We start from the raw sequence: 13108 nt of genomic DNA, 5'->3' as shown, positions 1-13108 counted from the left end.
ACACTCCTTTAAGCGAGAATTTCCAGAATTTTATTCCGGATTTCGGAAATCAGAAACGGTTTACCCTGCACCTTGTTGTACGAAACCGTATCAATCAGATAATCAGACCGGATGAGCCGTGACAATTGCCCGAGATTGAGTTCAGGCACCAGTACTGTTTCGTAATTTTTAAGAACTTCTCCAAGATTGGCCGGGAAGGGAAACATGTGGCGCAAGTGAACCATTGCTACCGATTGTCCCTGTTTCAGCAGATCTTCCACCGCTGAGGCCACCGCGCCATAGGTACTGCCCCAGCTCAAAACCAGCAGTTTTCCTGATTTTGAACCAAGCACTTCGACATCCGGAATATCCTTGGCAATTCCTCGAATTTTGGCATCACGGGTCTCCATCATTTTTTGATGATTCATCGGGTCATAGCTCACATTCCCGCTTTTACTGTCTTTTTCAATACCACCGAGACGATGCTCCAGTCCGGGCGTTCCCGGAATTGCCCATAATCGGCCCAATGTTTCAGGATCACGGGTATAAGGCGTGAATTTTTCAGGATCAGTCGCGAACGAAGATTTGATTTCAGGAAGTTGATCAACATCAGGCAACAACCATGGTTCCGCACCATTGGCAATGTATCCATCACTCAGCACGATCACAGGGGTCATGTATTTGAGCGCAATCCGGAAGGCTTCCAGCATGATGTTGAAACATTCACCGGGAGTCGCGGGGGCCAGAATCGGCATGGGACATTCACCATGGCGGCCATACATGGCGGCCAGCAGATCAGCCTGTTCGGTTTTTGTCGGCAAACCTGTGGAAGGTCCGCCACGCTGGACGTTGATGATGACCATTGGAAGTTCTGTCATGACAGCCAATCCCATCGCTTCATTTTTCAGATCCATTCCGGGACCGCTCGTACCAGTCAGAGCGAGTGATCCGCCGAAAGCCACACCGATGGTGGAACACATGGCGGCGATTTCATCTTCAGCCTGAAACGTTTTGATGCCAAAATTTTTGTAATGCGAAAGTTCATGGAGCACATCTGAAGCCGGCGTGATCGGATAACTCGAATACACCATTGGAAGTTTTGCCTGAACCGATGCCGCCACAGCACCAAGAGCCAACGCTTCATTTCCGGTGATCTGACGATAATGTCCAGGAGGTAGAACCGCGGGTTGAACCTTGTAATGATCATTAAAAATTTCCGCGGTGAGCGCATAATTATAACCGGCATTGAGCGCGGCTTCATTGGCGCTGAGAATGTCAGGTTTTTTGCCAAATTTTTCCTGGAGCCATTCCATGGTATGTTCGAGCGGACGATCAAACAGCCAGAAACTCACGCCCAACGCAAACAGATTTTTGCAGCGGCCCGCGTTTTTTCGTGAAATACCCGTACTTTCAACGGCCTTGATGGTCAGTGTTGTTATCGGAATCTGAATCACTCGATAACCCTTGAGTTCTCCTGTTTCCAGCGGGCTGGTGTCATACGCCGCTTTTCGCAGATCGTTGGTACTGAAACTGTCAGAGTTGACAATCAGAATCCCGCCCGGTTCGAGATCTGCCAGGTTGACTTTTAACGCGGCCGGATTCATGGCGACCAGAACATTGACCTTATCGCCCGGGGTTCTGATGTCACGATTTGAAAAACTGAGTTGATACCCTGAAACGCCGGGAAGTGTTCCGGCTGGTGCACGGATTTCAGCAGGATAATCAGGAAAGGTATTGATGTCATTGCCTACAAGTGCGGAAGTGTGGGTGAACTGACTTCCAGTGAGTTGCATTCCATCTCCGGAGTCTCCCGCAAAACGGATATTCACTGTGTCCAGTTCGATACGTTTAACATTGGTGGTTGTCATGAAACCTCTAGGTCAAGGTGCTTTGGAATTAAAGTGTATCAACAATTTCAGGCCCCTTCTTTGGCCATACTGGTTTGATGTAAATTGGGGGGCAGGTTATAAACCTTGTCTGAGAACCGTGCGGCAATGAAACGCACCAGTGTTTTGTATGAAACAACTCCAACGGTGTTGCCCTGATCGTCAATAACCGGCAACGATTTCTGCCGGTGCGATTTCAAGTGGCTCATCGCTTCAGCCAGCGTTGAATTCGCCGTCAATTTACCTGTGATGGGAAACATCACACTTTCTACAGACTGAGACAGCGAGGCCTCATTCCCCAAAGCCATTTTTTGAACGACATGGCTTTGTGTCAATATGCCAACCGTTTTGTCATTTTCAGTCACCAGCGCTGTCTGAATTCGGGAATCGTTGAGCTTGGTGATCGTGTCACGCATCGACATGGATTTGGGAACCTTCACAATTTTGTCCAGTTCCAGGTTTTTCAGCACTTCTGTTTGCAGAATTTCTTCAATTTTTGCCATAGTTTCTCCCAAAAGAAAATCATAAGGGGTCACATCCCATATCGATTGATGCGGGAAATATCCACAAGCCACTCGACAGGATCACTGTAATTAGAAGCTACCATGAGAAAACACAAGAGGTTTGAAATCAATCAAACTGGAGGAGAAAGTACCCCGTTTACAGAACAGCGCCAATTCAGCAAGGCGATGTTTTGATCTGCAAACTGCTAAAGATTGCTCACGGCCTTCAGTCGAACCGGAACGTTTTTATGAAAGGGGGTTTTAGCTAACTCGTCACAGTGATCGCTGGAGGTTAAATGATTAATCACTGGACCTTGAGAGCCGCGTTGCTTTGTTCCTTTGAGGGGAAAACGCAAGCCATAGCCATGAGGTAGCATCACATATCCCGGCTGAGTTGAATCATTCACTTCAACAACGACTGTCATGGAGTTTACTTTCGACTCACAGATCACAGGGTCCCCTGTTTTAAGTCCCAACATGTTTGCGTCATCACTATGGATATACAGAGCGCCTTCCTTTTCACTTTTCCTCCATTCCGGATCTCGATAAATGGCGTTTGCGTTATAAGTTCGACGGCCTCCGGCACTCAGCAGAAAAGGGAAGTCTTTCTTGGAATGAAGGTCTAATTGGATTTCATTTTCCAAGCGTCCCATTTCTTCAAACATTTCTTCAATGCATAGATGGATTTTACCATCAGGATGCTTGATCCATTTCCATTGGTCTTCGTAGTTATGAACACTGATATTTGTGCCTGACGGACTATGAAGAATTTTTTCAAACAGCGCGTCTCCAAGGCCGTTTCCCTGATCAATAATACCAGCACGTTGAATTGCCTCTTTATGTTGTTTGGCATAGATCTGTGCGGCACCCCAGAAAACCGCGGCGGCTTTTGCCTGATCCGGCAAAGCCTCCCCTAATGTCTCCGCAAGAATGATCGTGAAGTAGGGCCGCAATTTGGGCTTTAGCGCTAGAAAGGCCTTCAGTGCAAGGGGAAATAATTTAAGTTTTGGAAATTTTCGATCCAGCTTGGCAATGGCCTTTAATTCGGGAAATGAAGCCGGAATTTTTCCCATTGCAACAACTAATCTTCTATAGATTTCCGGCTCTGGCAGCGTTCCCGGCGTTGCGGGAACAATGGGTTTTCTTAAATGAAAGTGATTGGTGGGAAACCCTAAATTAAAAAACGCAGCCTCCCACTTTTCAAATTGGGAAGACGCTGGAAGCACATAATGAGCAAGTTCTGCGGTTTCTGTTAAAGCAACATCAATGACCACCAACAGTTCCAGTTTTTTAAAAGCTTTGCGATACGCGTTAGTATCTGCCGCTGTTGTCACTGGATTGGAACTATCCACAAACAGACCCCGTATTCGATTGGGATGGTCTGTGTCGATCTCAGCGGGTAGGATATTAGGTGGAAAAATTTTGGCAATTTCCTTCATCCCTGTGACTTGTGTCTTCCATACTTTTTTATTGACCTCAGGTTCATCTGAATGGCCAATCACCGGAATAAAAGAAGTGTGGAGATTGTGACATCCTTTTCTTCCAAAATTTCCGGTTATTAGAAATATCAACCTGGAAAGATAACCATTTAAAGTGCTGTGTCGGCTCTGTTCCAGGCCCAGATCGGTTCTCACTGTCACACTGGATGCTGTTGAGATATCCCTGGCCAAACCAGATAATGTTGCCTCATCGGTTCCTGAATAAATTGCGAATCGGGCTATGGGAACGGTACTCAGATACTTGGCAACCGTTTCATAGCCAGTTGTTTTTTCTCTAATAAAATCATGATCTACTAAATTGTCACGGACTAAAATGGCTAATAACGCGGTCATGAGATAGGCGTCTTTTCCCGGTTTGACCTGAATGAATAGATCCGCCATTTCAGCCGTTTCTGTTTTTCTTGGATCAATCACGACAATTTTTCGAGTGGGATCTTTTTTAATTTCATTCAATGTTTTTCTGGCATGATGGAAACCATGAGATTGCCAGGGGTTGGTTCCAATGAAAATTGAAATTTCAGCATGTTCCACATCCTCAGTGGGATGGATGTTTTGTCTCCCGAACAGTTTTCCATTGACCCAGAAGCCACCTGTTTTTTCCTGAGCCAAAGAGCCATAGAGATACCGGGTGTCCATGGCGGCTCGCAAGGCTGTAGAATAAACGCCCCCTAAATGATTTCCCTGTCCACCGCCACCATAATAAGCCAATGAACGACCTGTATACGTATCTCGTAAGTGGTTTAGTTTATCCGCGATTTCCCTGATAGCCTGATCCCATGAAATTTCCACGAAAGAACCATCTTCCTGTCGTTTTAACGGCTGAGTCAAGCGATCCTCATGGTTTTGATAATAATTCAATCTGGTGGGTTTCTGACACATGTATCCTTGGGATGTCGGGTGATTTTTATCCCCGAGAACTTTGACAAATTTTCCGTCTAGTGTATCAATCACCAAACCACAGTTTTCCGGACATAAAATGCAAGCGGTTCGGTGAGAAACCGTCTGGGTTGTCGATACTGAATGGCTCATAAAACTCCTTTTCAGGCTGAAGTTTGTTGTTCCAGAAGTTAATTCACTGGAGGCGACTGTAACATGGTTTTGTTATCGGTCATAATTCAAAATAGTCATACTCACCATGCATCTAACGCATATCACAGGTTATGAAATATCCTCTTCGAAATATTGACCTCAATTTACTGGTAAGTTTACAGGTACTCCTGGAAGAACAAAATGTCAGTAAAGCCGCTAAACAGTTAGGAATCAGTCAATCTGCCATGAGCAGGACATTGGCCAGACTGCGGGAATTAATGAATGATCCGTTATTCATCCGTGCGTCCAAAGGCTTAATTCCAACGCCCAGAGCTGAAGAAATAAGAGTTCAATTATTAGACACGCTTCAATCTGTAGACAAAATCATTAAGCAACCGAATTTTTCCCCTGCAACCGCAACGGGCACAATCAAAATCGCAACCATGGATTTCGCCAGTTTTCCGATATTATCCGATATCTACATCAAGCTGCATTCAATGGCTCCTCAAATTCAAATAGAAGTTGTGAACTGGACCGTTCATACACTGAAAGAGTTGGAGCAAAATAGCATTGATATTGCGATTGGCGTCCTGTTTAATTCGCCGCTCGGGATTTACCAGACGCATTTGTTCCAAGACCATTTGGTCGGCATTGTCAGAAAAGATCATCCGATTTTGAGTTCTGATTTAGCGTTAAACGATTATCTGGGCTATCAGCATATCCTGACTATGGTGATCGGTGCGGGCAAGGGATTGATCGATATGGGAATTGAGAACAAAGGTTTGCGGCGACAGGTAGCCATCAAGGTACCTAATTTTTCCACTTCGTTTGACATCACTTCTAAAAGTGACCTGATCTTAACCGCTCCAAGTATTTTAGCCCAAACCTATAAAGCCCATGGAAAGATCGCCTATTTTGAACTTCCATTTCAGGCCCAACTACTGAATTTTTCTTTAGTATGGCATGAACGAAGAAAATTTGATTCTATGCATCAGTGGTTGAGAAGTACATTAAAAAGTGAATTAAACAGGATCAACTTTAAAGATGGCCCTTTTTGGATTCCCCAAGTGTGACATGAAAATTGATGTTCCTTCGCATTCACTCCGGATCAAAAACCTGTGAGCGGATGGAGTCTTCGGGTTCCTCTGACTCATGATTTAAATTAAAAACAATGAATCAGGAAAAAAATGAAAAAAATCAGAACGAAAAAACAGGCTTCGCCTACATGGATTGAAACATTAAATGGAATGAACATTGATATAGATCAATTAAGTCTAAAAGAATTGAAAGCCTTCAAAGATGTGGATCGTTATTTAAATGCACCTATTAGAGGTCCAAAAGAGTGGGAATACTTAATTCGAAGTTTTAGATTATTAACATCATTTGCCATGATCACAATATATGAAAAGGAGTTTCCTTCATTATCGAAATGTTGGGAAGAGTTAGACCGATTGTTTATTCATGATGAAATGTTTGATGATGAAGTCTTTGTGCAATCGTGGATCTTTTGTGATTTTCCCTTTGCTGATCAAAAAACGGTTTTGGACTGTTTTGAAGAATTTTTAACAAACAAAGAACTATTCAACGATTGTAAATATTTTATAGATCAGATGAGAATTTCCCGGTTAGGACTTTATCAAGAAATAGCCAGCACCAAAAAAACAATAACATTCCGTGAACTGTTCACGGGAAAAATCATAAAAATTGAAAATTCAATACCTGAATTTGAGAGCGGTGAAATATTTCTAACACGACTTGTTGAAACTGGAGGGAAAATTTTTTCATTTGGTCATCCAAAATGTTGGCCCAAAGAATTTAAGGTTCACATAGAAAATATGGTCATAAACAAATTATATTACTTTGAGGCACCTTCCACGGAAGAGCAATACGAACTATTCATGAAATATGCTGGACCATATTGGATGTCCTGTGTCATTCAAGATGAGGAGAGTCCAATATTGCCGCCAAACCACTATTTGACATATTTGAAATAGTATGTGAGAAAATAGTAACTTAACGACATCTGAACACACACTAAAGGCTGTGGGGTCGTGCTGCACAGGTAATGCTTTTGGGGCCGTAGTCGTCGTGTCGCCTGTGAGTGGTGCAAGCCGGACTGGACGATACCGGAAGTTGAAACAGACTCTTTCATGCGATCAATTGGCTGAAGTGGTAAAACTCCAGGAATAATCACTGGCGACAGGATTCCCGCAGATGTCCATAATGCCGATTGTTAAGGTTACTGTGTAGGTTTGTCCAGATGCAAGCGATTCATAAGGGGTGAATGTCACCGTTTTTCAGGAATAAAACAAAGCTCCCTCGATCTTCCCCACTCCATCACTCATGATGAAATTGCTGTGATTGACCCCGTCCGGCAGCAGTGCTTCATCAAAACTCATAGAGATAACCTGGCTGGCAGATATATTGATGGAGCCATTGACTGATTTTGAAAGGTGCCAAAAAATTATCAGTATCTTAAACGGCCATAAGGTAAATATACTATTTTTTACCAAAAGGCTTCTAAAACATCATAGCCACCTGCTCAATGTGGGTTGTTATTTGAATTTTTTGTAAATGATGATCTTACCTGAAATTGGTTCATTTGTTTTGGCAGTGATCTTTGTTATAATCTCAATTTCCCGCAATGGCTGGAAACGGTGATCTTTCAACATAAATTTAGTCAATTCATTTCCTGAATATTCTGAACTCCAACGCCCCTTGAAGTTTTTGGCGGCGGATGTGTTGCTCCACTCAAGGGTGAAGGTTCCCAGTGCATTCGACCGGCGGGGATTCATTATTCCCTGCAATGCCAACACGCCTTGTCCTTCCAGATAAGTGAAATTGATCTGCATCGTAATCTCATGACTCATGGCGTCAACCGTCAACACCTTGCTGGAGGCCTCAAAGGGTATATCCGAAACCTGATCCAGGGACATACTGTGTTTGTCTGAAACAGAAGCTTTCAAGCCCGGGTGGTTTTGTGGTCGATGTGACTCCGGTTTTAAATGCGCTTTCACATCGTTGTCGGAAAGTATTTCTGCCAGGGCAGTCTCAAAAATCTGATGGATTTCGGTTTTAGCGGTCTGAAGCGAACCAAGCATGGCATCGGCGTCTGTATCGTTGGCCAGTTTTTCCAGAATTCGTTGATTGACCTGGCTGATCATAGTCTGCGTTTTGAGCGTGAGTTTCGTTTTTGCCCGCTCACTCAGACTGTCTTTTGCGTCAACATAGGCCATCACATATCCGGCGAAACGGGCCGCGTTCTGGAGAGCGGTCTTTCGGAGGTACACATCCAGTTTGGTTTGTTGTGACCGGGTCGCCTCAATCAGACTGCCTTGAGTGATGTTCAGCACATTTTCGATCAATTTCCTGCCGGTTTCTTTTTTGAGGGTGTTCCAGGTTTGCTCCTGTTCAAGCGCAATTGACAGTGTTTCAGCCATGCTGTCGATTGCCAGCGTTCGGCTTTCCTCATCAGAAATACTCAACGCAACGGAATCCTGAGCTGATTTGAGGGCTGTCAGGATCTCTGTCAAAAATCCGCGTGCGTCAGCATCTTTATACACGGGGGAAAGAACTTGTTCGCTGGTCTCCTTCGAGATGCCTCCCGAAAGAGCATGGAGCATCATTCTTACCTGAAATCCTGCTGAAGATGCCGCCTTGACAGAGATTCCCTGTTTCAGGACATCATCCAGGTAGGCGTCAAGATTCTGATTTTGCTCATTCGCCAGATCATTCAAGCCATCGATCATCAAGTCTGCGACCGAAGGCGCTGTTGTAGCCGATTTCGCGGTGAATTCCGGATCCTCATGAAACAGGCTGAAAGCGACAGCATCTCCCAACACTTTGCCACTCAAACTGTTTCCCGCATCCATCAGGGTTTGGGGGGGTGTTGCCGCAAGCTTTTCTGAAATCGCCGTGCTGGTCATGTCTGGTAAATCCTCAAGATCAACACCTAACCACTGTTCAATGGACTGACTCGTGACAGGGTTCATGTGTCGCGTGGCTGTTTCTCCTGTATTCGGTGAGGATTCCAGCAGTCCGCACAAGGGTGATTTTTCTTCAGGGAACATGCACATCAGCAACGGGAATTGCGCGTTGTCAGGAATGGAAAATCTGTATTCACCACTGGCCTTGGAAGTTGTGTTCTGCCAGAGATTTCCGCTGGAATCCCAAATGCTCAGTGCGGTGTTTGCGACAGCGGATCCCTGGGCCGCGATACCACGCAAAGAGGCTGTTGTGGTTCCGCCACCATCGTCAGACGGATTTCCAAATTCCACGCCGCATCCCGAAAACCATACGGCCAGAACCATAAAAATTAACAGTTGAGGTGCCCTGAGTTTCAACAAAATCCAGCTATTCATAACTCTCCGGTTTGATTATTCATCAGCGTTTTCGACCAGTTCTGCCACAGGAAAAAACTGATAGGACCAGGAAACCACCAGGGACGCTTCTTCTGGCGATGCCTGTAAAATTTCCATGATTTCCCTGCGGGTTTTTCTAAGTTTTTCACGGGCCAGTTGAATTTTCTCAGGATTGGTCGCAACCAGAACAGAACCATAATCTCTGTCTTTTGCTTTATTGTTCAGGCTTAAAATACCCTGCTCCATGGCGCCCATGTGATAGCGTTTCAACATCATCGCACTGGTTTCATCACCCAGATTCACAACAGGGTCCTTGACCACAAGGCTTCCATCTGTTTCTTCCAGCAGTCTGGCCTCTTTCAAATCCTCGACGATGCGCATGATTTGTTTTCCAGTGATAGGAACAAAGCGATTGAGACAACGCTTCAGCCATTGAACTTTGAGGCTGGCACCTTGCATCATGGCCATTTCACGAATCACCCAATGGTACCACGATGAAATGCAGTTGTATTGGGCCTCATCCAGAGATTTCACCTGTAGATGTTTGGAACGAATGGTCTGAATGGCCTGATAATATTCCTGATATAGCGGACTGTTGAAGTCCACCCGGTCCAGTCGCACCAGCATTTCAAAATAGGCCCTCGTTTCTTTTTTCAAACCGAGAAGATGGATCATGTTTTCCATCAACCTGTCTGAAACCGGTTTTTTACCCTGGAGCATTGCCTGAATGTATCCGGGAGAGCTGAGTCCAAGGGTTTTGCTGAAATACCGGAATGAATAACGTTTATCCAGTTCCTGACATTTTTCAAAATAATCTTTCAGCAACGATCTGCAATCCTGGTACTGGTAGATATCCAGATTGAGATCCTCATATTTCAGGCTGTTCATGATGAATTCCCGCGTTGATGTTCATATCAGGTTCAGTGAACACGATTCCATAAACCATACTTATCTTTCAGAGAATGATGTGCTAACCGTATATCATGGTGTTCACCAATAGTGAACATAAAAATCATGTCAAATATTGATTTGGATTTATTGTTAATGCATAGATGTATAGTATTTTACTCATGTTAAGCATGAGTTTAACAAATTAAGGTTTAAATCAGATGTTCACCTGATCATTTAATTCGGAGGCGTTATGAAAAATAATAAGGGAACAAAAAAACATGTTTTTATTGTTGTCATGCTGGTGCTGGCCTTTCTCATGGGGTGTGGTGAAATGAACAGCGAAACATTCAATGTTACGGCTGAAGACGCACCGTCAAAAACTGGAGACAAGGAAATTTCCACAAGCGATGAAACTGGAACGTTGCTGGTCGGATTGACGGATGCGGATGGTGATTTTTTAACGTACACTGTGGATGTAAAATCCTTGTCACTCACCAAAGCCGATGGGGCACAGGTGGAAGTTCTGCCACTCTCCAGCCGGATTGATTTTGCTCAATACACCAATATGACAGAGTTACTCACTGCGGCAACTGTTCCTCCGGGAAAGTATGTCAGCGGAAAAATGACTCTGGATTATTCTAATTCCGAGATCCTTGTTGAACTGAATGGCGTTGCCCGGGTAGCGACAATGCTCAATAGCGACGGCACATCGCTGAATGGTGATTTGAGTATGGAAATGCAACTGTCCGGAGATCATCCTCTGGTGATTGTTCCAGGGGTTCCCTCCCATCTGCAACTCGATTTTGATCTGGAAGCAACCAATGCGGTTGATCTTTCTTCCGGAACTCCTGTGGTCACAGTAACACCCATGCTGGTCACAGAAATCAATCCGACCAACCTGAAAGACAACCGGATACGGGGGTTGTTCAAATCCGCTGATACTGCCGCTGGTACGTTTGAGTTACAGGTTCGGCCACTGTGGGTCAAGTCAGGTGATTTTGGCGAGATTACGATTCATACTTCGACTGAAACCACCTTTGAAATTGATGGCATCGCATTCAACGCTGAGTCAGGACTTCAGGCACTTGCTGAAAAGGATTCAACAACAGGGGTGATTGTGGTTGGCACTATGGATATTGAAACAAAAACCATTCAGGCCGCAGAAGTTTATGTCGGAAGCAGTGTGCCAGATGGAACCCTGGATGTGGTTCGGGGTAGTGTGATTGAACGTGATGGTGACCAGATTGTGGTCTTGGGCGCGGCCATTGTTCGCAGTAATGGTTCCTGTGTTTTCAACGATCATGTGACGATTGATCTGACCAATCTGACCAAAGTCAACAAGCAGTTGAGCAGGGAAACCGTTTCCAAAGATGAAATACTCCCGGGGACACTGTTGTGGATCAGTGGAACGCTGGCAGAAAAGGCAGACGGCTTTGTCATGTCCGCTCCTCAAACCGCCCGAATTCAGATGTCCTATTTAGCAGGAACGGTGCAGGGGGTTGCTTCTGGAAGTCTGGTTCTTGATACCAAAGAAATCAATCAACGCCGAAGCAGTGTGTATGACATCAGTTCAATCAATGCGTTGACGGTCAATACCAGCAATCTGGATGTGAGTGCCCTGGAAAACGGAAGCTTGATTCGTGTCAAAGGCTTTTTCAATGCGGGAGAAATTTTTTCGGCTCAAACCCTGATTGATGTGAGCAATGTCGCGATTACCGCAAAAATTGACTGGAAAGAACAAGGCAGTAACCAACCGTTTGTTAGCGCGGATGCCAGTTCTATCGCAATAGATATGACACTTGAAGAATTCGGGAAACATCATCATTTGTTTCCCTCAAATAGTGATCTGGCAAGCTATGGAAATACGTTCACCATCGTTCCGACGGCCAGTGGAACAGGTGTGTTTGTGATCGGTAAGGCGCGCACTCTGCAAACTTTCACGGATTTCGCTAATTTCGTTGAAGCGCTGAATCAGAAATTTGAAAACGCCATCAATATAAAAACCATGATTGCCAGAGGAGCCTTTGATGCGGAAACCAACACCCTGACCGTCGCGGAAATCAGGGTCATCCTTGTAACAACCAAAGCCAAAGCTTCCTCCAAAGCTGAAGACTCTGCCCTGGAAGAAACTCATGCGGAAACACATCCCAAGTCTGGAATGCATCCCAAAGCCGGGAAATAATCAGGCTTTCTGAACCATAGACCATTCAGGCTCCAGACCAGATTTGGAGCCTGCGAAAATGCTTCCAACATCTTCCCTTCCAATGAAGCAAACTACCATTTTAATCAATCAACTGTGTATTTTAGAAATTATAACCTCCTGTTACCACAGTTCACTCAATACCTTGATAATATTCCTTCTGGAAAGGACCTCCGCGCAGCGTTCCCAGTGATGGGCTTCAGGATCAAGTGTATCGCGGTATTTCACTGAGAAGGCATCCTGCGCCTTTTTTCTTTCGTGGATGGGCTATCAACGTAAGCCGATACACTTTTTTGAAAAAAGGACTTCCTTCGGGATAAAAAAATGAATATTGAACCTCTCTCAAACACTTGGAATTGAGAGAGGTAACCATGGGCACACAAAGCATGCAAGTTCGTCAACAGGATTGGCGTATCCTGGAACGAATAAAGGAATTTGGCACGTCATCCATCCGGAAAATGGCCACAGAGATCGGACTTTCTGTAGGACAGGTTCAACGAGGACAAACCGCCTTGTCCAAGAGAAATCAGTATCCGGAGTATTCTTTTTGGGCGAGTCAGGTCGGCGATGAATGGCAGGTTAAAATGCTTCTGGCGGTATTGTATGAGTTTGAATCAAGGGTTGTCAGGGAGCGGAACGGATATCGAGTTTTCTGAAGCGAATTCATGTCGAAGAGCAGTTCGGAGTTTCCCCAACATCGTTACGTAAACTACTGAATCAGATGGAAACGCTCATGAATGAATACCAAAAACTTCAGGAG

General features: G+C 44.8%; 10 protein-coding genes. 4 read left to right on the top strand and 6 right to left on the bottom strand.

Going from position 1 to position 13108, the window contains the following annotated elements:
* Positions 1–8 precede the first annotated feature (8 nt).
* The 3 genes from HQM11_04460 to HQM11_04450 all read right to left on the bottom strand — a co-directional run bounded on the left by HQM11_04460 (position 9) and on the right by HQM11_04450 (position 4896).
* Positions 9–1847: a 2-oxoacid:acceptor oxidoreductase subunit alpha gene (locus HQM11_04460; protein MBF0350256.1), complete on the bottom strand. Its 1839-nt coding sequence runs from the start codon at positions 1845–1847 to the stop codon at positions 9–11.
* A 47-nt stretch (positions 1848–1894) separates the two neighbouring features.
* Positions 1895–2368: a CBS domain-containing protein gene (locus HQM11_04455; protein MBF0350255.1), complete on the bottom strand. Its 474-nt coding sequence runs from the start codon at positions 2366–2368 to the stop codon at positions 1895–1897.
* A 206-nt stretch (positions 2369–2574) separates the two neighbouring features.
* Positions 2575–4896, bottom strand: coding sequence for a molybdopterin-dependent oxidoreductase (locus HQM11_04450; GenBank protein MBF0350254.1), 2322 nt, complete (start codon positions 4894–4896; stop codon positions 2575–2577).
* Between the two features lie 131 nt (positions 4897–5027).
* Between HQM11_04450 and HQM11_04445 the strand changes: the two genes are divergently transcribed.
* Both HQM11_04445 and HQM11_04440 read left to right on the top strand, forming a co-directional pair.
* On the top strand, positions 5028–5969 hold the full coding sequence (locus HQM11_04445; GenBank protein ID MBF0350253.1) for a LysR family transcriptional regulator: 942 nt from the start codon (positions 5028–5030) through the stop codon (positions 5967–5969).
* A 114-nt stretch (positions 5970–6083) separates the two neighbouring features.
* Positions 6084–6890 carry a hypothetical protein gene (locus tag HQM11_04440; GenBank protein ID MBF0350252.1) on the top strand — a complete coding sequence of 269 codons (807 nt, stop codon included), beginning with the start codon at positions 6084–6086 and terminating at the stop codon, positions 6888–6890.
* A gap of 162 nt (positions 6891–7052) precedes the next feature.
* Here HQM11_04440 and HQM11_04435 read toward each other — a convergent pair whose 3' ends face one another.
* The 3 genes from HQM11_04435 to HQM11_04425 all read right to left on the bottom strand — a co-directional run bounded on the left by HQM11_04435 (position 7053) and on the right by HQM11_04425 (position 10145).
* Positions 7053–7187 carry an Ig-like domain-containing protein gene (locus HQM11_04435; GenBank protein ID MBF0350251.1) on the bottom strand — a complete coding sequence of 45 codons (135 nt, stop codon included), beginning with the start codon at positions 7185–7187 and terminating at the stop codon, positions 7053–7055.
* Between the two features lie 264 nt (positions 7188–7451).
* Positions 7452–9257, bottom strand: a complete 1806-nt coding sequence (locus tag HQM11_04430) for a hypothetical protein (GenBank protein MBF0350250.1) — start codon at positions 9255–9257, stop codon at positions 7452–7454.
* Positions 9258–9272: 15 nt separating this feature from the next.
* Entirely contained in the window at positions 9273–10145 is an 873-nt protein-coding gene (locus tag HQM11_04425; protein ID MBF0350249.1) for a TIGR02147 family protein, read from the bottom strand.
* 253 nt (positions 10146–10398) lie between these two features.
* Here HQM11_04425 and HQM11_04420 point away from each other — a divergent pair, with 253 nt between their 5' ends.
* Positions 10399–12330 (top strand): hypothetical protein, encoded by a 1932-nt coding sequence (locus HQM11_04420; GenBank protein ID MBF0350248.1) that lies wholly within the window; start codon positions 10399–10401, stop codon positions 12328–12330.
* A gap of 389 nt (positions 12331–12719) precedes the next feature.
* A complete protein-coding gene (locus HQM11_04415; GenBank protein ID MBF0350247.1) occupies positions 12720–13004 on the top strand; it encodes a hypothetical protein in 285 nt (94 codons plus the stop codon).
* Positions 13005–13108 lie beyond the last annotated feature (104 nt).

This window comes from SAR324 cluster bacterium (assembly GCA_015232315.1).
Taxonomy (GTDB): Bacteria; SAR324; SAR324; order SAR324; family NAC60-12; genus JADFZZ01.
The sequence above is the reverse complement of the archived record's forward strand: the minus strand, read 5'-3'. Positions and strand labels throughout refer to the sequence as shown.